Origin of the sequence: Halalkalibacter lacteus, assembly GCF_036663595.1 — a bacterium.
GTDB lineage: Bacteria > Bacillota > Bacilli > Bacillales > Bacillaceae_D > Halalkalibacter > Halalkalibacter lacteus.
Window position 1 is genome coordinate 23,829 of sequence record NZ_JAWRVL010000029.1, and the last position, 20,523, is coordinate 44,351.

General features: G+C 36.0%; 20 protein-coding genes and 1 pseudogene. 4 read left to right on the forward strand and 17 right to left on the reverse strand.

The annotated features are described in order from the left end of the window. Positions 1 to 3 precede the first annotated feature (3 nt). The 8 genes from SAZ04_RS17625 to SAZ04_RS17660 all read right to left on the reverse strand — a co-directional run bounded on the left by SAZ04_RS17625 (position 4) and on the right by SAZ04_RS17660 (position 9,063). Positions 4 to 1,758 (reverse strand): N-acetylneuraminate synthase family protein, encoded by a 1,755-nt coding sequence (locus SAZ04_RS17625; RefSeq protein WP_332697662.1) that lies wholly within the window; start codon positions 1,756 to 1,758, stop codon positions 4 to 6. 15 nt (positions 1,759 to 1,773) lie between these two features. After that, positions 1,774 to 2,976, reverse strand: coding sequence for a UDP-4-amino-4,6-dideoxy-N-acetyl-beta-L-altrosamine transaminase (gene pseC, locus SAZ04_RS17630; RefSeq protein WP_332697664.1), 1,203 nt, complete (start codon positions 2,974 to 2,976; stop codon positions 1,774 to 1,776). A gap of 246 nt (positions 2,977 to 3,222) precedes the next feature. Then, positions 3,223 to 4,653 (reverse strand): capsular polysaccharide export protein, LipB/KpsS family, encoded by a 1,431-nt coding sequence (locus SAZ04_RS17635; RefSeq protein WP_332697666.1) that lies wholly within the window; start codon positions 4,651 to 4,653, stop codon positions 3,223 to 3,225. Positions 4,654 to 4,811: 158 nt separating this feature from the next. After that, on the reverse strand, positions 4,812 to 4,994 hold the full coding sequence (locus SAZ04_RS17640; protein ID WP_332697699.1) for an ATP-binding protein: 183 nt from the start codon (positions 4,992 to 4,994) through the stop codon (positions 4,812 to 4,814). 214 nt (positions 4,995 to 5,208) lie between these two features. Beyond that, a complete protein-coding gene (locus SAZ04_RS17645; RefSeq protein ID WP_332697668.1) occupies positions 5,209 to 6,462 on the reverse strand; it encodes an IS4 family transposase in 1,254 nt (417 codons plus the stop codon). A 386-nt stretch (positions 6,463 to 6,848) separates the two neighbouring features. Further along, positions 6,849 to 7,043 carry a hypothetical protein gene (locus SAZ04_RS17650; RefSeq protein ID WP_332697670.1) on the reverse strand — a complete coding sequence of 65 codons (195 nt, stop codon included), beginning with the start codon at positions 7,041 to 7,043 and terminating at the stop codon, positions 6,849 to 6,851. Positions 7,044 to 7,171: 128 nt separating this feature from the next. Further along, a complete protein-coding gene (locus SAZ04_RS17655) occupies positions 7,172 to 8,227 on the reverse strand; it encodes a DUF3900 domain-containing protein (RefSeq protein ID WP_332697672.1) in 1,056 nt (351 codons plus the stop codon). A 176-nt stretch (positions 8,228 to 8,403) separates the two neighbouring features. Further along, positions 8,404 to 9,063, reverse strand: coding sequence for a potassium channel family protein (locus SAZ04_RS17660; protein WP_332697674.1), 660 nt, complete (start codon positions 9,061 to 9,063; stop codon positions 8,404 to 8,406). Positions 9,064 to 9,661: 598 nt separating this feature from the next. On the opposite strand from SAZ04_RS17660, the gene SAZ04_RS17665 reads away from it, so the two are divergent. Then, a complete protein-coding gene (locus SAZ04_RS17665; RefSeq protein ID WP_332697676.1) occupies positions 9,662 to 10,090 on the forward strand; it encodes a CBS domain-containing protein in 429 nt (142 codons plus the stop codon). A gap of 114 nt (positions 10,091 to 10,204) precedes the next feature. Here the strand turns inward: SAZ04_RS17665 and SAZ04_RS17670 are convergent, their stop codons facing one another. Both SAZ04_RS17670 and SAZ04_RS17675 read right to left on the reverse strand, forming a co-directional pair. Further along, on the reverse strand, positions 10,205 to 10,405 hold the full coding sequence (locus SAZ04_RS17670) for an alpha/beta-type small acid-soluble spore protein (RefSeq protein ID WP_332697677.1): 201 nt from the start codon (positions 10,403 to 10,405) through the stop codon (positions 10,205 to 10,207). A 179-nt stretch (positions 10,406 to 10,584) separates the two neighbouring features. Next, on the reverse strand, positions 10,585 to 10,728 hold the full coding sequence (locus tag SAZ04_RS17675) for a hypothetical protein (protein WP_332697679.1): 144 nt from the start codon (positions 10,726 to 10,728) through the stop codon (positions 10,585 to 10,587). Positions 10,729 to 10,891: 163 nt separating this feature from the next. On the opposite strand from SAZ04_RS17675, the gene SAZ04_RS17680 reads away from it, so the two are divergent. Beyond that, a complete protein-coding gene (locus SAZ04_RS17680; RefSeq protein ID WP_332697681.1) occupies positions 10,892 to 11,302 on the forward strand; it encodes a DUF4395 domain-containing protein in 411 nt (136 codons plus the stop codon). Positions 11,303 to 11,436: 134 nt separating this feature from the next. Here the strand turns inward: SAZ04_RS17680 and SAZ04_RS17685 are convergent, their stop codons facing one another. From SAZ04_RS17685 to SAZ04_RS17695, 3 genes are all read right to left on the reverse strand, one after another. Then, a complete protein-coding gene (locus SAZ04_RS17685; RefSeq protein WP_332697683.1) occupies positions 11,437 to 12,309 on the reverse strand; it encodes a 5'-3' exonuclease in 873 nt (290 codons plus the stop codon). A gap of 109 nt (positions 12,310 to 12,418) precedes the next feature. Then, complete coding sequence (gene zwf / locus SAZ04_RS17690; RefSeq protein ID WP_332697685.1) at positions 12,419 to 13,903, reverse strand: glucose-6-phosphate dehydrogenase; 1,485 nt, start codon at positions 13,901 to 13,903, stop codon at positions 12,419 to 12,421. Positions 13,904 to 14,359: 456 nt separating this feature from the next. Beyond that, positions 14,360 to 15,064 carry a class I SAM-dependent methyltransferase gene (locus tag SAZ04_RS17695; protein WP_332697687.1) on the reverse strand — a complete coding sequence of 235 codons (705 nt, stop codon included), beginning with the start codon at positions 15,062 to 15,064 and terminating at the stop codon, positions 14,360 to 14,362. Positions 15,065 to 15,224: 160 nt separating this feature from the next. Here SAZ04_RS17695 and SAZ04_RS17700 point away from each other — a divergent pair, with 160 nt between their 5' ends. Further along, positions 15,225 to 15,485: a hypothetical protein gene (locus tag SAZ04_RS17700; RefSeq protein ID WP_431309025.1), complete on the forward strand. Its 261-nt coding sequence runs from the start codon at positions 15,225 to 15,227 to the stop codon at positions 15,483 to 15,485. A 333-nt stretch (positions 15,486 to 15,818) separates the two neighbouring features. Here SAZ04_RS17700 and SAZ04_RS17705 read toward each other — a convergent pair whose 3' ends face one another. The 3 genes from SAZ04_RS17705 to helD form a co-directional block, all read right to left on the reverse strand. Continuing rightward, the gene (locus tag SAZ04_RS17705; protein WP_332697701.1) at positions 15,819 to 16,514 is read right to left on the reverse strand and encodes an MgtC/SapB family protein; all 696 of its coding nucleotides are present in this window, start codon (positions 16,512 to 16,514) and stop codon (positions 15,819 to 15,821) included. Positions 16,515 to 16,642: 128 nt separating this feature from the next. Then, positions 16,643 to 17,275, reverse strand: a complete 633-nt coding sequence (locus SAZ04_RS17710; protein ID WP_332697691.1) for a CAP domain-containing protein — start codon at positions 17,273 to 17,275, stop codon at positions 16,643 to 16,645. 171 nt (positions 17,276 to 17,446) lie between these two features. After that, the gene (gene helD, locus SAZ04_RS17715; RefSeq protein ID WP_332697693.1) at positions 17,447 to 19,765 is read right to left on the reverse strand and encodes an RNA polymerase recycling motor HelD; all 2,319 of its coding nucleotides are present in this window, start codon (positions 19,763 to 19,765) and stop codon (positions 17,447 to 17,449) included. A 171-nt stretch (positions 19,766 to 19,936) separates the two neighbouring features. On the opposite strand from helD, the gene SAZ04_RS17720 reads away from it, so the two are divergent. Further along, a complete protein-coding gene (locus SAZ04_RS17720; RefSeq protein WP_332697695.1) occupies positions 19,937 to 20,194 on the forward strand; it encodes a DUF2524 family protein in 258 nt (85 codons plus the stop codon). Between the two features lie 182 nt (positions 20,195 to 20,376). On the opposite strand, the pseudogene SAZ04_RS17725 reads toward SAZ04_RS17720, so the two are convergent. Next, positions 20,377 to 20,523: pseudogene (locus tag SAZ04_RS17725) on the reverse strand (IS256 family transposase); the annotation flags it as partial.

Consider the following 20,523-nt stretch of genomic DNA (forward strand, 5'->3'; position numbering starts at 1 on the left):
TAATTAATCCAACTTTGTTCGTTCATTAATTTCTTTAAATAACGACTCATCATCTCGCCACTTTATTGAAACATCTGCATTGAGTTTTTTTATTTCTGGGTTTTCTTCTAAATACTTGCTTATTTCCGACAAAAACAATGGTTCCTTTCCTACCTTTAATCCACTATAAAGCTCTTCAAACATATCTAGATCTTGTTTTTCATCTAACGTTAAACGACAATTAGGGATTTGAAATTCAACAGGCATATCAACTACATTCACATTAAACTTATTTGTATTATTCAAATAATAACCTGAAAGATATTCTGTATGCGTTAACTGTTTTGGATAATTAGATAGACGATATAGTGACTCTAAGGTTATGACATCAGCAGCAGTACCGATTGGGGAATTTACTGCATTAGTAAAATCGACTCCGCTCTTTAAATGGCTATTAATTAAATAAGTTAAAATTTCAGGTGAAACAGCTGGATTGTCTCCTGTGACTCGGAGGGCGATATTAGCTCCTGTTATATTCGCAGCCTTAATCATTCGTTTTACAACGTTATCTGGATCACCCCTTACAACCTTAACTCTTCCACCTAGTGTAAAATTCTCCAATGGATCATCTTCTGGCAAATTAGATGTAGCTAATACAACGTGGTTAACATTTTTCACAGCTAGACAATTTAATAAGCAACGTTCAATAGATGCAACACCATTGATTGGTAATATCGCTTTTTTTCTTAAGCGAGTAGATTTCAAACGACAGACAACAACAATTGTAATAACTGGATCATCAAGGCATTCAGGGGTAATTGGTTGATCAGCAAGTATAGATGATTTTGAAATTCGTGGTAAAATTTCACGAGCTCTATCTGGCATTAGTGCCTCTTTTGAACTCCTTTTAAATGAAACCTTATCTATATTTATAATTTCACCGGTGGCTATATTTTCTTTAGCTACCGTTCGTAATGCGTCTTTGAGATAATTTCGTTGCGTATCATTCACATTCCCATCTCCCATAATGACCTCCGCAACTCGTAATCTTTCTACCATTTCTTTAAATTCTATCGGTTCTAATGAAGAAAAGTAATCATAGCCTTTTGTAGCACGATTTAGAGTTATATGTTTTTCTATTACTTTTGCTCCCATGAAATAAGAATAAACTGGGAGGTCAATCGCAAGTGGATTAGAGCCGTCTATATGATCGGCAAAACCAATTTGTAAATGGTATCGCTTGCTCATATCGTAAATACGTTTTAAATTTGTATCTTTTATACGAGTAGGATAACCTTGAAAACCGTGCATTAAAATGATTTCACTATTACATATTTCCTTTAAATTTAGGATTATTTCGTCTATTTCTTCATAGTACCAACCACCTACTCCTATTAAAATCGGCTTATTTAATCCAGCTATTCCTTTTATCATTTCATCTGATTGTAGTACTGTGGATGGCAGTTTCAACCCATCTATCAGATGATTTAATTTAGTAACAAGCTCTAATCCCCAAGAGTCAATTACATCAATCCATATTTCTAATCCAAGATTATTCGCTAACAACAACATATCCACCCATTTCTCCTCTGGAATGAATAATGTTTGATAAATTTCGTAATATCGATAATCTTTCGTTGCTATACAATCATACTTAAACCATTGAAACTTGATTGCATCTGCTCCACTTTCTGCTGCAACTTTGATTAACGATTTTAAAATTTCAGGATCACCTTGGTGTGCATTTGCTACTTCAGCTATTATTCTTAATGATTCCATTCTGTTTACCCCCAATCATTGTTCACAATAAAAACTAATGACTTTTTTTACTGCATTAATCACATCGAATGCATCATCTTGGGACATACTAGGAAAAAGCGGTAACGTAATTATTTCTTCATAGATCTGTTCAGCTAGTGGACAGGCACCTCTATTGTAGCCAATTTTCTGATAATAAGGATGATAATAAACTGGAATATAATGCACATTAACACCAATATTTTCCGCTTTTAGGGCATCAAAAATCTCTCTTCGTCCAACTTTTAATTTTTCTACGTCTAGCCTAATGACATACAAATGCCAGCTTGATTGTCTATCTATATTTATACTCGGAATTTTCAAACAATTTAAATCTTTAAATGCACGATTATATAGGGAAACTATTTTCTTTCGTTCAGAGATAAAATGATCAAGCTTTTTTAATTGACTTATTCCTAAAGAAGCTTGAAAATCAGTCATTCGATAGTTATAGCCAAGAAATTGCATTTCATAATACCATGGTCCATGATCATCTATTAACTTTATTCGATCTCTTGTAATACCATGAGTTCTGAACAGTACGAGTTTCTCCTTTAACTCTCTACAATTAGTTGTAATCATCCCCCCTTCACCAGTTGTAATATGCTTAACAGGATGAAAACTAAACATGGTCATATCACTAAATGTGCCAATTTTTTTACTCCTATAACTTGCCCCAAGTGCATGAGTTGCATCTTCAATGACGATTAAGTTATGATTTTTTGCAATATGATCTATCTCATCTATATCAACAGGTTGACCTGTAAAATGAACAGTAATGACAGCTTTCGTTTTATCTGTAATTAGTTTCCTTATTGAAGATGGATTTATATTCATAGTATTATAATCCACGTCTGCAAAAACGGGCTTACCGCCTAAATATAGAATACAGTTAGCTGTTGCCGGAAATGTAAGTGGAGTTGTGATGACCTCATCATCTTCACATACTCCAGCCGCATAGCAAGCAGCGTGTAACGCAGCCGTACCACTTGAAAATGCAACCGCATACTTGCTTCCAACATAATTAGCTACCTTCTCCTCGAACTTAGTAATTGCAGGACCGGTTGTTATATAATCACTCCGTAAGACGTTAACGACAGCTTGAATATCATCATCATCGATCCATTGTTTTCCATAAGGAAGATACTGTTTACGAACAGCCTCCCCCCCTCTAATTGCCAATTTAGATTTATTGGACATTTGAAGAACTCCTTATTAATTAGAATGAAAATTATTATCAAACAATTTAAACTTATGTTAAGAATAGAAGACTATTTTAGTTAGTATTTTAGTTAATACATTATCATTAAGTTGATAAACATCTTCCTCTTTCAAACCTAAATTTTCAAAGACCTTTTGGTTAGCTATCAGACATTTTATACCATCTTTTATCATATAACTTTGGACCTGAAGCTTTAATAATCATTCCTTTTGAAATACTGCACGTTACAGATAACTTCTAACACCAGAGAGGGTATATATTAAATCTGAAAGTTTCTTACCTGAAATTTGTTGAGGATAAGCTTTAGATATAAATGCTTTTCGCTGTCGTGCGGCATACTGTTGAAATTTTCTATCTGTAGTCAACTTAATAATAATATTTGCTAAAGGCATTGGATTAGGTTTAATCAGTTTGTCACAGTAATCATAATGTGCGCCCTCAGAGGAGTTTCCCCTAAAGTAGACAACAGGCTTTCCAAACAACATTGCTTCTATTCCAGTTGTTGAATTATATACACAGACTACATCAACATTTGGTATAATATTGTATAGTTCAGGATCAAACTCAATCAGTTTAATCGACGTATTTTCTTTAACAAGCCTCCTATATCCTTCAAGCATGTTACGTCTTATTTCTGTTGGGTGCGGTTTAATAATTACTTCAATATTCTTATCTTGTAAAAGACATTTAATCAGTCTTCTTAATTTTCCCAAATCCAATATAACTGGTTGAGTTGTAATTAATACTGTTTTTTTATTAGGACTAATCCCTATTTTTTTATATAAATAATGTTTACCCATATATTTTTCAGTAAAAATGCGATCAAAACGAGGATGACCAATTATTTCAATACGTTCTTTAGGAACACCAGCGTCTTGGTAGAATTTGGTTTCAAACTGACCAAATGCCGCTACTTTAGTTGAAAGTATTGGCAACCATCCTCTATCAGAACCAATTATTCCATGTTGCAAACAGATACTAGGAATTCCTTTTGTTTTTGCAACGATGATAAGCATTCTACTTATATAATCCACTTCTCCTCCAACTAAGACGCATGAAATTGATCTTCGCTCAAAATAATTCACAATTGCTACTAAATAAGTAACGATTTCAGGGAGTTCCCGTTTAATAAATCTTTTTTGAAATACAGGTAAGCTAAAAATAGGGTGATTCTTATATGAGTGTAAAAGCTTTTTTGCCTTTATTTTATATTCCTCTATTAAGCCTTCCACGTTGTTTTTATAGTCTTCGATCTTATCAATAGGTATCCCTAAATAACTATTTATTTTTGCTGTCTTTCTCAATATTACTGTTGTGGACGAATCAAAATACTCTAAATAATTATTTGGTGTAAAACGAAGATTTGATTCATCATAAAGCAAAATTTTTCCATCTTTTAAGTTGTGATTTACATGATCTTCAATCGGATCCATAACTCTATTAAAACCAGATTGAATTTGTTTTTTTGTTAATACTTTGTTTTTTAAACACTGTTCAAACCCTGGTTTTATTAACTCTTCATTTACCTCTTTAATTCTTAGATAGTTCCAATAGTATACGAACCATGATATCGAAATCCCTTTGTAGGTCAAACTACTAAATGCATCGATAAAATCCAAATACAAGGACCAACTATTCCTTTTTACGATCTCCATAAATACCCATCCTTTATAAGTTTCTAAATTATATCCATTAATTATAGAAATATAGGTGTTTGAAGTATACTGAGGTAATAATCATCTTTACTTATAACAAAATCCTGTACACATACATTAATATGTATTTCGCAAGTGAAAAGTGAGCCATTCGCAATTTAATTTTGAGCCACTTCTTCTTCAGTACTCTTTTTCATCCATTCTTCCGTTTCTCGCATCCTAAATGATGGTGTAACCATATTAACAACGTGTGATTTATGCGTGAGACGATCTGTCAACGCAGCTGTCAGAACTGGATCGTGAAAGGTTTCCTGAAAGTAAAGAGCATGATGACAACTCACCAACGAAAAACGATACCAAAGATGCCACCCCTCTAAATGTTTTATTTTTCATTAGCATTGCATAAATAAGTATCTCTATTGTCAATCGAACCGTTTCGTCGTAGATTGAATTAGAAAGAATATTCTGTTTTTATTTTTGTGGATCTAAGTGAAAAACGGATAACACTTATGTGTGCAGTAGTCCTTATCCACAATTTTACATTTATAGATGTTCCTAGTTAGCAAATACTGGATCGCACGTTAAGTCGTCTAAATGGCTCACCTCACCTTCAAGGAATTGTTGCTCAATCACTTGAAATTCTGCCTCCCAGTTTAGCTTTCGTCGTCCTTTTGATGAACGGGTTGGCTGCCTGAAAAGTGCGCATCGAAATGCATCAAATCCATCAAATAAGAGGGTTTTCAACGTTTGCTTGATTTCAAGTAAGGGTCCCTCGTGATAGATGCTTTGTTGTAAGAGAACTTGTAAACAGTACGTGATGAGAGCGATCCAGATTTGATTACAAACGGCATTCTCACTTTTTCCGTAGAAGCTTTTGACTTTGAGGTGCTGTTTCATCCACTTAAAGAAGGTTTCTATTTTCCAACGATAGCGGTAGAGTTCGCCGACTTCGTTAGCTGAGAGTTCAAAGCAATTTGTGACGATGATCACCTTGTTTCCTTCGCGATCTTTGGTTTCAACGAGACGTAAAGGATGGGTCATTTTCGTTCCGTTCTGTCCATTGCCAAGAAACACTTCTTGATCTCTGAAAATAAGAGATTCAGGATCAGGCACTTGTTCAGAGAGCACCTCAATTTGTGCGTTCTTCTTTAAGCGAGTGATAAAACGAACATCCTGTAAACAGAGTTCGTCAAACTTCTTGTAGTCGTTGTATCCTCGGTCAAATAAGTGGATCGCATCTGAATCAATGTCGATGAGCTCACTCATTTGTGTACGATCTGCGTGTTTGGCTGGTAGTAAAACACCTTTATCAGGAATCGTCATATCTTTCGTCACGATCACTCGTAAATGAAGCCGTATTCCAGCTTTCGTTTTACGGAATGTGGCCCAAGGATATTGGCTCAGACTCATACTCATCGTCGTTGAATCAATCACGTATAAACGACCTATATCACGAATGATTGCAGGTTGTTTGATGTTCGCTTGAACCTTTAAGACGAGGTGATGAAAGATCTTTTCAAAGATTTTAGGTGATAGGCTCCCAAGTTTTCTAGAAAGTTGCGATGTACTGATTGTGTCCAACGCTAGTTCAAGCTGATGGGCTTTCTTGTCTTTCACCTGCTTTGATAAGAACGTTAGGCTTTCCGTTTCTTTCAATTGAGAAAGAATGAGCAGTTGAAAGAACTTGTATGCCGTTAATTTCTTCACATACTTATCAAGGTCAATGACGTTAATCAGCTTAGAAAAAGTCTGTTCATCTATTCCATTTAGTAGTTCATTAATTGTAGATTTTATGGTATTCTTGTCCATGGTGAGCTCCTTTTAATTGGGATTTGGACAGAACTACCAATCCTAATTATAAGGAGTTTTTTTGTGCCTTGAAACCATAAATTACTCAAAACCACTTAACAAACTCGAAGAAATTTTATGCAAAGCTAATGGTATAAAATAAAATTATTTTATTTTTTAATAGGGTTTTAGATTATATCTATAATAAAAGCCCTCTCAGTGACGAGAGGACTTAACATTACTATTCTCTATTTCTAATTTTTATTTATTGATAAAAGCTCCTCCAACGCAAAATTGATTAAAAACGTTTTGAATCCAGAGATCTTCTTTCCACTTTCGTCTTCGCAACGCTTGTCCAATTCTGCAATAAGGTCGTTCTGGATCCAAAACGTTCGCTTAGTATGGGTTTATTCCAGTTTCTCTCTTCTGATACTTTGTGAATAAAATGATTCCAATAAATCAGGGTGACTTTCTTGAGCTTCGCAATTATTTACTAGTTGCAATATTTGATCATGCAGCTCCTCTTGCTTACGGAGTAACTCAGTTATATTTTCTTGATTTTCCTGCATAAGTGCTGTTAGTTGACTTTGTAAATTTTTCATTTATATCTCCCTTTATTTCTTTTTGTTGTAGGAAGCCTATACACATAGACATTGAGGGAGATTATTTATTTTGGTCACATTTTTGGTCACAATTCTGGCTAAAGTCCTCATGAGAGGTATTTATTTCCCTACCTCCCAATCTTCCTCAAAACCTCATCTAAAGGCTCCGGTTTCAAAAACTCCACAGGCGAAACCCCCTTCTCAAACGTAAACGAATCCCCTTCAATCACAATCACATATCTTCCGTTCACCTTCGCAATATGAAGAGATTCACCGAAATCAGACAACATCGCTTTCACATCAATATGGTCAAGCTTAAGTTTTAACGGAATCTCAGGTTGATGCTCGATGATAGGAGCAGAAGCTTCTACCACCTGCTCAGGTGTCCACTTCTCCTGCATTTCTCTCACAGGAGTATTTGACCAAGCTTCAATATATTCCTCTTCCTGAATCCGTTCAGGACTCTCCTCGTGATATGTTTCAGCAATGTGCTGCTGGGCCATCTGAATCACTTGAGTTTTCACAATCTCAGGCATCGATTGGTGGTACTCAACAAACTTCAAGAAATCCTCAAAATATCGTGCATGCGAGGATTGGTGAATTTTCAGCTCCCATTCCTCAAGCATTCCCTCTTCTGGCATGTAGGGGTATTGAATCGATTTCATGTTCTTTGTCGTAATCGCTCGTTCCACATTCCGTATCATTGTTTTTTCATCCGTAATCGTTGCGACTTTTTGTTCAAAATCACATTTCAAAACGAATACAAAAGGATCATCGAAATACTTGTTAAATTTTGATCGAATGACAAGCAAGGCCCCACCTCGAATGGCACTCGTATCCATATAAGCCCGGACTAACTCTTCACTGTTATTTTTAAATTCATCAGTCGAATCCGCTGTTCGAATGCGATGGAACAAATTATAATTCGGGTTTGTGTCTAAGTCATAACCTGGTTCGACGATAAAACGTCCAATTTTTGTGGGAACTGATTCAGATTTTGGGTTCCGTTCGACTTTGCGTTTCACTACTTTCATTAATTCTCCATCAAGAAAACCTTTTAATGCACTATCCTCATACATCGGTTCATCAAGGGTTTGGTAATGCTTATATCGTTTATCCGCTTGTTCTCCTTGTCCTTCTACTTGGATCACAAAAAAAGATAAATAGTTTATTGAAAAATCCATCAAATCACCTTTACTTCTCTAGAATAATCAACATAAATAACGTTGGTATTATACCATAACTCTAGAAAAAGCAGGCTAGTTATCGGACCATTCACACCAAATTGATCATCGACATACGATGCTATTGTTTCTTCTAACAATCCAAAACAGAATGACTAGTAAACTATTTATCATCATTACATTCCATCTTCTTCAAACCGTTTCAAATCATTCTTATGGCCAATGACGATTAAAAGGTCTTTCTCATAAATAACTTCATTTGGTACAGGCGATACATGGACGGTTTCTCCACGCTTGATTGCTAAAATGGTGCATCCATACTTCGCGCGCACATTTAAATCAACCAAGGATTTATTATGAATTTTACTTGTTGCGAGTAACTCGACAATGCTATATTCTTCTGATAACTCAATATAATCAACAATCTTTTCTGATGTTAAATGTTGAGCAATGCGTATGCCCATGTCTTGTTCAGGATGTATGATTCGGTCTGCGCCAATTTTTTCAAGCACTTTATGGTGATAACTATTTTGTGCTTTAACCCATACATTTGGAACATTCATCTCTTTCAATAATAGGGTTGTTAAAATACTCGTTTGAATATCATCCCCAATTGCGACAATGACATATTCAAAGTTGCCTATCCCTAACGATTGTAATGCCTTTTCATCTGTTGTATTGGCAATAACTGCATGAGTGGCAAATGGAGCAAATTCATTTACCTTCTCATCCCGGACATCAATCGCCAACACTTGATGTCCCATATTATATAACTCTTTACAGATACTTCCCCCAAAACGACCTAAGCCAATAACGGCAAATTGCTTTTTTTTCATAGCAATTTTCCCCCTACTCCTTTTTTGTAGACCACTTTCATACTCACGTTTTAACCAAAATATGGAAAATTTTCCCACGCAGAAAAAAAGACCATCACAAAGAAAAGGGACACTGAGGGCCTAATTTAGGCTCTTGCATCATATGTATGCATCTCCACTTTACTTGCTCGAGTGACTTTTCCGTTTTGCTGCATGATGATCAAACCGTCTACTCCAGTTTATGACGACTTTGACACTAATTGATGATTTTCTATTGAACATTTATGAAAATGCCTAATTTCACCTTTGACACTTTCTACATCTACTGCTAATACTCCTGCTAATATACGAGTATCATCAGGTTGCCCCAGCCAGTTGCGTACAAGGCAAAGGCAGTCTGGTCTAATACAACCTACCACCTCTTCGCTTCATCTTGCTATTATGCATGGCTTTGAGTTGTAAATTCTTGTTGATAGGCATTTTGGTAAAATAACTTTTAATCCATCGATTACTCCGTCCTTCCCATCATTTTACTGCCACTTTCTTATAGTAGCACTTATACCGGGCGAATAAATCTTCTTTGTTAAGGGATACTTCTTCAAGAAGGGAGTGTTTACTAATGACACAAAATTTAAGCGAGATTATGTCAAAAGACATTGTTACAATCGATTCAGCACAATCAATTCAAGAAGCGGCTTCCTTAATGCAAAGCCACGATATCGGATCGATTCCAGTTGTGAAAAACGGGGAGCTTGTTGGGATTATTACCGATCGAGATATTACCCTCCGTTCAACTGCAAGCGGGAAAGATTCCCACGTTCCAGTTGAAGAGTGTATGTCAACAAATCTAACTGTTGCTTCTCCATCAACCGATCCACACGAAGCGGCAAATATGATGGCACAACATCAAATTCGTCGTTTACCTGTCGTCGAGAATGGACAAATAGTTGGGATGGTAGCCATCGGTGATTTAGCGGTTGAGAATGTTTATGAGAATGAAGCTGGAGAGGCTCTCCATGACATTTCACAAAAAGGTCAGAACCATTAATCTTAAGTAAGAAAGGTCCCAAAAGGTCAGAGTTTGATCTTTTGGGACCTTCTCCTTTTATGCCTAAAAAAGCAACTTGAACACTACATTCAAGTTGCCTTATCCATTTACTATTTACTTATTGTATCCACCAAACTGTTGTTCAGCTTGTTGGACAAGACGCTTCGTGATTTCTCCTCCGACTGATCCGTTAGAGCGTGAAGTTGAATCTGATCCAAGTTGAACACCAAACTCTTGAGCAATTTCATATTTCATTTGATCCAATGCTTGCTCTACTCCAGGTACAACAAGTTTGTTGCTACTATTGCTTGCCATTTTGTATCACCTCACTTTGTCTGTTGTACTAGTTATCCTGTGTAAGAGAGTCAATCTTATGTACTGATCGAACTGGCAATGTTTACTACTTTAAACATGACGAAAAGAGGGCCGACCCGATTCGAGTCAGCCTACTTTAGCTTCCTATGTGTGTACTTTCTTTCTTAAAATCTTATGTCTTATTTATTGTTTTTACGATTCTTACGGTTGTTGCGACTGTTAAGATTTTGTGCTTCATTTTCCTCTGCAAATTCAACAGGTGCATTTTCTGCTTCTAAGTTGTTGTTGTTATTTTTGTTGTTATTTTTATTACGTTTTGCCATCTTGATCACCTCCTTAACCAAGATTATTATTACCAAACCAGTAAAAGTCCATTCCAACATTTAGTTTTTTTTATTTCTTGAAAAGATTAATTCTATAGGGCTAAAAACATGCAACTAATCATTGTTTTGTTATATAATAAACATAAGTAAGGAGGTTGATTTAATGGGAATTCCTAAACCACTCGTTCAAGCAAATCAGCTGTTTATTGTGCTCACTGTCCTTGTTGCGCTTCTACTATCGAAATGGATTTTATTTCTTCCCTTTTTAGTCGGTGTAATGACGCTTTTAACGAAACGTAACGTAGTCATGATGGTAGGAAAGACATTGCTACAAAAACCTGCTGATCAATATCCCAAAGAAGATTCGGATCAGCAAATCTTTAACCAATGGATTGCGACGATCTGTTTAGGTTTGTCATTGCTGTTCTTTTCTATTGGACTTCATACATGGGGTTATATTTTTAGTATAATGGTCATGCTCGCAGCTGGCATTGCATTACTTGGTTTTTGCATTGGCTGCACGATCCGTTACCGATATATGATGTGGAAGCATAAGAAAGCAAAACATTCTTGATGAATACCAAAAGGCCTGACCGACTAGTTGCACACTATATAGTGCAACTAGCGGATCAGACCTTTTTTTCAGTCAAAGGACTGAAATATGTTCATTGCTATAATTTTGCTTTCAATATAAGTAATAGATCACCATTAGTATTCAAGAATATGATCAAGATTCTTTAACTCTAACTCTTCAAACTTCTTCCTCATTTTTATAAGATCTATGGTCCATAACGCCTCTTCTAACCCGCAGCATACATCAACTTCACAATTAATTGTAGCAAGCTCTCTACATAAATGAAGCATGTCTAAATCGCTCTCAATTTTCTGGCGTTGGGATTTCGTTAAAGAAGCGATATTCTCCAATATCCCTTCAATGGTCCCGTGTGTTTGAAGCAATCGGACCGCCGTTTTCTCACCAATTCCTTTAACACCAGGATAATTATCACTGCTATCACCCATCAGTGCTTTTAAATCAATCATTTGCCTCGGTGTAATTCCTTTTTCAGAATAAAACAGTTCTTCATTATAAACGGCATAATTGCCATATCCTTTTTTTAAAAGAATGACAGATACATGTTGCTCTAACAATTGCAATATATCTTGATCACCAGTTAGAATCTGCACTTGGGCATGTTGACTAAGTTCCTTTGCTAACGTTCCAATGCAATCATCCGCTTCGAAGCGTTCTAGTCCAACATTCGGGATATCAAGCTCTGCTACCACTTCTTTTACAAGATCAAATTGCGGAATTAATTCAACTGGCGGCGCTCCTCGGTTTGCTTTATAATCTGGAAACATTTCTGTGCGGTACGTCTTGCTTCCCATGTCCCAGCAACAAATAACATGTGTCGGTTTAAACGTATTCACAGCCGTAAATAAATGTTTCGTAAAACCGTGAATCGCATTTGTTGGAACTCCTTTGCTATTCACCATAAAATAACCACTCATCGCCGTCGCGTAAAAGGCTCGAAATAATAAAGCCATTCCATCTACTAGCAATACTCGATTGTTTTTCTCCATTCTTTTCACTATCTCCTAACAAGTAAAAGACATGTGAATGTAATACACATGTCTTTTACTTCTTTATTTCGCAATTATATCATAATCCTAGGACAATATTGTACGTCCCTTACCCTTTAGATGATATTGGCCACCAGTGGAAGCCATCTTCTGCAAGTAATTTATCAGCTTGCTTTGGCCCCATTGAACCCGCCTCATACGTCGCTAGTTCCACGTCTTTGCTTTCCCATGCTTTTGAAATGGTATCAATAAATGTCCAAGACAAGTCAACTTCATCCCAGTGAGCAAAGTTAGTTGCATCCCCTTGGATACAATCATAAATTAATCGCTCATATGCTTCAGGTGTATTGGACGTATCAACACAATCATGACAATAATCCAATTGAACAGGAGTTGTTCCACCTGACATGCCCATTTTCTTTCCGTTTAGCTGCAACGTAATTCCTTCATCTGGCTGAATGGAAATGACGAGTAAGTTCGAATTCTTTTTATCGTTTTCACTATAGTAAAGATTCATTGGTCTGTCTTTAAATTGAACGACGATTTTTGTTGACTTTTGACTCATCCGTTTCCCTGTTCGGATGTAAAAAGGGACACCCGCCCAACGATGATTATCAATTAATAATTTTCCGCCTACATACGTCTCAGTATATGAATCCGGGTCTACATTTTTCTCGTCACGATAACCTTGAACTTCTTCACCATCAATAATACCAGCCTCATATTGGCCTCTGACAAAATATTCAGGAGTTTGTTCAGGAGTAAAGTGTCTTAATGCACGAAGTACTTTAATTTTCTCACTTCTTATTTCATCCGTTGTTAGGCGAATTGGCGGATCCATTGCGAGCAACGATACCATTTGTAACATATGGTTTTGCACCATATCACGAAGGGCACCAGATGTCTCATAATATCCACCGCGGTCTTCTACCCCTAATGTTTCACTTGATGTAATTTGAATATTGGATATGTATTGATTGTTCCATAATGGTTCAAAAATCGCATTAGCAAAGCGGATAACCTCAATATTTTGTACCATATCCTTACCCAAGTAATGATCGATTCGATAAATCTCATCTTCTGAAAAGGCTTGGCGAATTTCGTTGTTTAATTTTTCAGCGGATGGAAGGTCTCGACCAAATGGTTTCTCGATAATCAGTCTAGTCCACCCATTCGAGTCAGTAAGTTTTTCTGACTTCAAATTTGATGCAATTGTACCGAAATACTCCGGTGACATTGCCATATAAAAAATTCGGTTACCTGGTATGTGATATTGTTGTTCCAATTGATTTAGCATTGTATCTAACTCTTGATACGATTCTTTATTCGTTACATCAAATGAAAGATAGTAAAAATGAGAACAAAACGTTTGAACAAGATTTGGATCTTCTTCATCTGGCAATGAGTTCGTGATCGTTTCACGGAGGATTTCATTCGTCCATGCTCTTCTTGCAGCTCCAATCACCGCAAAATTTTCAGATAATTTTCCTGCTTTATACAATTTGTATATTGATGGGAATAACTTTCTTTTAGCTAAATCTCCTGTCACACCAAAAATAACAAGAGATGTTGTAGGATTATTTGTTGTTTTCATTGTAGTCCGGCCTCTCTTTACATGGTTACTTCTTCATATAAAAAAGTAACGCAAACTTACTTGATAAGTCAACTTATCTAGACTAATATTATTTATTTTTTTTCGTGCACACAAGAAAAAAGTTCATTTTTCATGCTTACCCTTTAACTGCAAAGGGCAACAACAGTAACAAATGTTACTCCTTCTCGCTCTTTATTTTCAGAAAGATTTATCGTTCAACGACATCAGCACAAAAGGGTGAATCCAAACCTCAACATCAAATACTTCTCCATTACACCTATTCATTCACTATTCCATCTGTGGAACCTTAATTAACAACACCTTTCAAACAATGATGGCTAGTATTAGTACTTATGAACCATAAATATTCAGACAATTATTTTCATTTAATCATAAGTTTCCTCTTTAAACAAGTGTTATACATATACTCGAATGATTTAATTATAGTACCATAGTTTATTTCTCACAACGTAGAATTACATTTCCAATTTTCCCATCAAACTTCTTCACTAACCTCTCATGTTCATCCAACATATCCAACAACACTGGATTAAGTTCAACAGACAAATCGATTTGATTGGCTTTTTTCGTTCCCCTTAGCGGTACATTTAACGTGTCAATCTTAGTGAAACCAACTTGGCAAAGAAGATCTTTCCATTGATGAACTTCATAACATTCTGTAAATCCGTAAAAAGACTGTAACTCTTTTTTTTCATTTTCTGATAAAGGTTGTAACAACGTCATTTCATTCAATATGAATACACCGTGATTGGTAAGTACTCTACGGCATTCCGTTAAAGCTTTTCTACAATGGACAAACGATAAAACCGATTCAGATAAAAGATAGTCAAAAACACCATCTCCAAATGGGAGCGCTTCAATAGAAGCATCTCGCAGCATAATTCTATTTTTGTTTTCTTCTAGCTTCTTCTTTGCTTTTTCTATCATGATAGGATGATTTTCTATAGCATACACTTGACATGCAAATTTCTTCTCTAGATAAGAGGCTGTTTCTCCTAGCCCGCAACCTACATCTAAAATAGTCATCTCTTCCATTATAGATTCCTGCTCAAAAATACTTTCTGTGCATGCCATTCCTCCTGGATGAGCGCTTCTGATCCCAAATTGTGCAAGAAAATCAATATAGCTGTACTGTTTCATCGTTTCACTCCCAACTCACTTTTCTATATCGTATGAAAATCATTACTTACAGGTTCATTCTATGACAAATGCTCATCTTTCCTCTTAATTAGGCTTATTTACAATCAAGAGAACAAATCAAAAATAGAATGAAGAGAACGACTAGTTAAAGAAGAAAGGAGTGACAAATTTGTCTTATTATGATCTTTGCTGTCGGTATCATGGAAGGGTTGTCACAATTACAGATCGTCAAGGGAGAACACATACGGGGAGAATCAAGCAAGTAACAAACTCTCATGTTTATCTAGAATCTACTGGGTCTAGACAGTTTGGGGGATTTGGTTACGGCTATTACGGAGGATACGGTTTTCGTCGTCGGCGCTTTCCAATTGCTTTTGCTGTAATCGCAGGTATAGCACTAGGAGCACTTCTGTTCTGGTAGGTATCAATCCCTTCGTTTATTGTGTTTAAAATACTAGCTTGGATCGAATCACTCAGCTTCAAAAGACTGATAGCTTAACGCCTGCGATGAGACTCATAGCAGGCGTTATAGTATTAGAGCATCTAAATCAAGTAGCTATCCAATCCATTATCGATCATAGTCTTTCTGAAAAAGAACAAAGCGTTAGAAAAAGAAAAGTACACCAAATGAGCCAACAACAATTACGACTATTATGAATGTAAAAAAAGAGAGGTCATAAAACTATCTGACTCTCTCTAACTTACTTCTTCAATTTATTTGTGGCGGTTTAGTTTCGGCAATAAGTAAGTTTTCTTACATTGATTCTAACTCGACTCCGACAATGTTGTCCATTTGCTTTAACGTGTAGTAAATGTCCGTTGTATAACGTTTGTCATCGACAAGCAACCTTACATCCATTTGCTGATAACTAGAATCTCTTAAATCTTTGACTCTTACTTTTCTTGCTTTCATTTGTTGTCGCTTCATTTCTTTTAAAATATCCGTTAGTTTATCTTCTGAGTCGACTATAATTTTTACTTTTAGTTCCTTTTCCCTTAACGCCCTCGGTCCGATAAATCTAAATAAAAACGGCAAAAATTCTACACTGACAAGTAATAAAACCGTCGCAACAACCGCTTCTAACCAAAATCCAGCCCCACAAGCAATCCCGATTCCACCCGCTCCCCAAATCATTGCAGCGGTTGTGAGCCCGGAGATCATGTCATTGTTTCGTCTTAATATAACCCCAGCTCCTAGAAAACCTATTCCAGAAACGATTTGCGCTGCAAGCCTCAACGGATCCATTGGTTTGCTATAAGCCACTGAATATTGTTCAGCACCTAATATCGAGACATAAGTCAGCAAACAACTCATAATCCCAATGACAAGACACGTTTTTAGACCTAATGGTTTTCGTTTTAATTCTCGTTCAATCCCAATAATCGTACATAAGATTGTAGCTATCGCAAGTTTAAAAACAAAACTATTTGGTTCAATTTCAATCCACATACTTTTCCCCCAATACGTACAAACCCAATTATTACATTCGCCATATTCACGACGAATTCCTCTATTTCCTTCTTTCCAATAAGACAAAAAGGCCCAACTCCATTTTTGAGAAGGGCCTATTTCATTACTTATCTAGCTTGAATAAACATTTGTACCCATGCTCCGTGATAAAACCCAACACCAATTGTATCATACTCGGGCTTAAGAATGTTCTCCCTATGTCCAGATGAATTCATCCAATCTCGCATTACTTGCTCAGGAGTTGTTTGTCCTTTTGCAATGTTTTCTCCTGCAGACTGATAACTAATACCAAAGGAACGGAGCATATCAAATGGAGATCCATAATTGGGACTATTATGGGAAAAATAATTCGCATTAATTAAATCTTGTGCTTTCTTATGGGCGACATTTTTCACATCAGCGCGGTGTTGAAGCTCTCTTAATCCACGTTGTCTTCTTTCTTGATTTACAAGTGCAACAACTTGATCTTCAAATGCACTATGATGTGAAGCTTCTGGCTTTAAACGAATCACTTCACCTACTTGCATATTTGTCGGAACAACATCTGGATTTAACCTCATTAGCTCTTTATAATCCAGACCGTACCGTTTTGCAATAAACCAGAAAGTATCACCTCGCGACACCTTGTAATGAGAGAATGGTGGGTCGTTAAACATTTTCACTTCAGCATCAGCCAAGGGTTGTACAAAGAAAATCGTCATAAGAACAACTGCAACCATTAATACATGTAACTTCTTCATTTTTCCCCTCCGTGTATTGTTATTTTCAGCTTTATTTTCTCTAGCTTAGAAAAAACGATACATAATAAATAAAAATACTTTTTTTGATTTTTATTTAGGGAAAAAAGAAGATGTGAATTTGATGTACGGCATGAATTATACTTATATTTCGAAGTTGAAATTTTTAATATTTTATTTAAAAGAGGTGCCCGATTTTTCATGAACATACGTAAATGTTTCTTGTGAGATATTAGCTAATAACGGACTCATTTTCTTTACAAAATAAACATCCAATGAATGCATCGCTCTTGTACAAATCGTGTAAAGAAGTTTTCTTTCACTTTCTTTAAAATAAGAATCGAATGAGGCATTGTAAACAAGAACGGCATCAAATTCAACACCTTTTGCTAAATAAGATGGGATGATCAGAACACCTGCGTCATACCCAGTTGAATCTTTTTCCATTAAACGTACATCAACTTTCTTTTTTAAAGTCTCATACAAGGCCTTGCTTTCCTTTGCTGTTTTACAAATGATCGCAACAGTACGATGCTTCTGCTTCAACTCCTTAATTCGCTCAATTATACGTGTATGCATCTCATCAACGTTACTCGCAGGAACAATTGCAGGCTTATCCCCGTCTCGATTAAAAGGCTCAATATCTGCATCGATAATTCTCTTTGCAAAATTAATAATTTGTCTTGTCGAGCGATAGCTTTGAGTTAACTCATATTTCTCTATTTCACTTGACGGAAATAAGGACTCCAACGATGAAAAGCTACTTACATTTGAGTGGGCATAGATCGATTGATTCGCATCGCCTAGTACGGTCAATTTAGCTCGCGGAAACATGTTCTTAATAAAAGCGAATTGAAACGGTGAATAATCCTGAGCTTCATCAATAAATACATGTCTGATTGTTGTATTAACTTGAAATCCCTCAAGTTTTCCTTTTATATATAAATAAGGTGTTGCATCTTCATAAGAGAATATCGACTGACGGATTTTCTGGACAGACTCTATATAGTGTTCTGGCTTTAGTGATGACTCCATTAGTTGTACATAAATAGATGCTACGTCTAAAAAACGAATTTTCTTAATATCACTTTTTATTTTCTTCATTCTTCTTTTAACAACAAGTGCTCGTAATAACTCTTCCTCACGTTCAAACTCATAAAAAGAATCTGTTTCTTTTTTCTTTTGTTTTTCTATTTTGTTGTGTACTTTTAATAAAACTTCATTGTCGAGCAATTCAATTTCCTGTTCAACCCACTCTTTTTTTCTTTCTTTTAGTTCAAATTCTCTAACCTCTTTCAGTATTCTCTCCACTAGCATATGAAAGCGGTTTGGAATCGAGATTGTATCAGGTAGTTCATAAAAGTACGTACAAATCTTTTCTGCAGATATCAATAGTTCTCCTCTAAAAACTATGTCAGTAAAGATCATTCCTTCTTTCTGAAGAGAACTGATATATTGGTCAATTAATTGAATATATTCGAGAGAGGATTTCAATTTTATACTTTCAATTTGCTCAGTATAGATAGAATCCTCTTCAGCTGTTAACACGTATTCCATTTGCGAGAAAGGATCTTCAAGCTTCCAATCGCCACCAAGTCGATGTTCCAAATAAGCCTGGAATGTTGTCTGCTGCATATTTTCTTCTCCAAGTTCCGGGAGGACTGTTGAAACATAACTATTGAACAATGGGTTTGGTGAAAATAACACAATTTGATCGGCCAAAAGTATATCTCGATAACGATACAGTAAATATGCTACTCGTTGCAGGGCTGCCGATGTCTTACCGCTTCCTGCAACACCTTGAACAATTAAGAGACGTCCTCGTTCATTTCTAATGATTTGATTTTGTTCTTTCTGAATGGTAGCAACAATGCTCTTCATTTGTGAATCAGATTGTCCCCCTAACACTTCTTGAAGCATTTCATCACCAATTGTAATCCCAGTGTTAAACATATGCTTAATTTGGCTATTCCGAATGATGAACTGTTTTTTTAACTCAACTTCTCCAGAAATTTTGCCAGATGGCGTATCATAATTTGCTTGTCCGGGTCCAAAATCATAATACAAACTCGAAATGGGCGCACGCCAGTCGTACACATAAAATTCAACACCACTTTCATCAACAAAAGAAGACGTGCCAATATACACAGACTCCGCTTCGTCTTCTCCATTTTCTAAGAAATCAATTCGTCCGAAATAAGCTGATTCCTTTAACCTATGTAGATTTTTTAATTGTTTAAGGTCGTGCCGATGACTTATTTCTCTCTCTGACATTAACTCTGCCTGTTGCTTAATACTCGCATAAGTTTCCGCGGCTTCTTCGGCATTATCAAAGTTTACTGTTATGTCCTCCCAAAATTTTTTACGAATATCAATTACATCTATTTTGATGTCACCTAGTTTATTCTGTAATATTTTTTCTCGTTTATTGATTTCCCTAACAACTTCATCAACTCGTTGTTGTTCTTTGTGCCAATCAGACTTATTGCTCATTCTTTAACTCCTTTCAAAAAAACTCTTTCACATATAGCTGTTATATACACATTTCAATAAGGATATGCATCTATCCTCTTTCTTCATTCGTTTTTATGTATAAAAGAATGACGATTCACGTAAATTAACGTTACGATAGTAAGATACGTACGAGAAACAAAGGAGAAATTCATGGCTAATGAGGAATATATCGAAGAATGCTTAAATAGAGCACAACAAACGATTGATCGTGCATTGACAGAATTAATGGAAGTAAAGATGATTCGAGAAAATGATCCGACAGAATTTGCTTTTGCTCAAAAAGAATTAGATGAACTTCAGTCTGAAATTGATACACTCGTTAATGAAAACGATTCTGATAGCCCGCAATTGCTAGAAGCTCAAACACGTTTGAATGAGGTACGTGAAATTATGATAAAAGGTATTTAAAAGGGAGTATAAATTATTTTGTGTAAATGGGAATTGCTCTTAATAAAGTAAAAAGGCTTTACGTGGAGAGGCGGGCATGATAGGCTCGTCAGCCAGGGCGATACATTTTCATAAAGTATCGTCTTATCGCCAGTGATCCATGCCCGCAGAGGCTCCATGTCAAGCCGGCACCAACCAACCGCTTAGGCTGATAGTTCGGGCTTTAGGCGGTCTTCAAAATGAATGGCTAGCTGTGATATACATTCTTTCCACCCTCTCACCGGCATAGTCCATTTTTTTGAAGCCTCTATAGTTGCTAAATAAATAATTTTTCTCAAAGCCTCATCCGT

What these genes read in the sequence shown, in the direction of transcription:
- SAZ04_RS17670 (WP_332697677.1), bottom strand. Translation starts at nt 10,405, where the DNA reads ATGGCAAGCAATAGTAGCAACAAACTTGTTGTACCTGGAGTAGAGCAA.
- zwf (WP_332697685.1), bottom strand. Translation starts at nt 13,903, where the DNA reads ATGAAAACAACAAATAATCCTACAACATCTCTTGTTATTTTTGGTGTG.
- SAZ04_RS17625 (WP_332697662.1), bottom strand. Translation starts at nt 1,758, where the DNA reads ATGGAATCATTAAGAATAATAGCTGAAGTAGCAAATGCACACCAAGGT.
- SAZ04_RS17660 (WP_332697674.1), bottom strand. Translation starts at nt 9,063, where the DNA reads ATGAAAAAAAAGCAATTTGCCGTTATTGGCTTAGGTCGTTTTGGGGGA.
- SAZ04_RS17665 (WP_332697676.1), top strand. Translation starts at nt 9,662, where the DNA reads ATGACACAAAATTTAAGCGAGATTATGTCAAAAGACATTGTTACAATC.
- SAZ04_RS17675 (WP_332697679.1), bottom strand. Translation starts at nt 10,728, where the DNA reads ATGGCAAAACGTAATAAAAATAACAACAAAAATAACAACAACAACTTA.
- SAZ04_RS17710 (WP_332697691.1), bottom strand. Translation starts at nt 17,275, where the DNA reads ATGAAGAAGTTACATGTATTAATGGTTGCAGTTGTTCTTATGACGATT.
- SAZ04_RS17680 (WP_332697681.1), top strand. Translation starts at nt 10,892, where the DNA reads ATGGGAATTCCTAAACCACTCGTTCAAGCAAATCAGCTGTTTATTGTG.
- SAZ04_RS17705 (WP_332697701.1), bottom strand. Translation starts at nt 16,514, where the DNA reads ATGTGGATTGAAATTGAACCAAATAGTTTTGTTTTTAAACTTGCGATA.
- SAZ04_RS17695 (WP_332697687.1), bottom strand. Translation starts at nt 15,064, where the DNA reads ATGAAACAGTACAGCTATATTGATTTTCTTGCACAATTTGGGATCAGA.
- SAZ04_RS17645 (WP_332697668.1), bottom strand. Translation starts at nt 6,462, where the DNA reads ATGGACAAGAATACCATAAAATCTACAATTAATGAACTACTAAATGGA.
- helD (WP_332697693.1), bottom strand. Translation starts at nt 19,765, where the DNA reads ATGAGCAATAAGTCTGATTGGCACAAAGAACAACAACGAGTTGATGAA.
- SAZ04_RS17720 (WP_332697695.1), top strand. Translation starts at nt 19,937, where the DNA reads ATGGCTAATGAGGAATATATCGAAGAATGCTTAAATAGAGCACAACAA.
- SAZ04_RS17655 (WP_332697672.1), bottom strand. Translation starts at nt 8,227, where the DNA reads ATGGATTTTTCAATAAACTATTTATCTTTTTTTGTGATCCAAGTAGAA.
- pseC (WP_332697664.1), bottom strand. Translation starts at nt 2,976, where the DNA reads ATGTCCAATAAATCTAAATTGGCAATTAGAGGGGGGGAGGCTGTTCGT.
- SAZ04_RS17650 (WP_332697670.1), bottom strand. Translation starts at nt 7,043, where the DNA reads ATGAAAAATTTACAAAGTCAACTAACAGCACTTATGCAGGAAAATCAA.
- SAZ04_RS17685 (WP_332697683.1), bottom strand. Translation starts at nt 12,309, where the DNA reads ATGGAGAAAAACAATCGAGTATTGCTAGTAGATGGAATGGCTTTATTA.
- SAZ04_RS17635 (WP_332697666.1), bottom strand. Translation starts at nt 4,653, where the DNA reads ATGGAGATCGTAAAAAGGAATAGTTGGTCCTTGTATTTGGATTTTATC.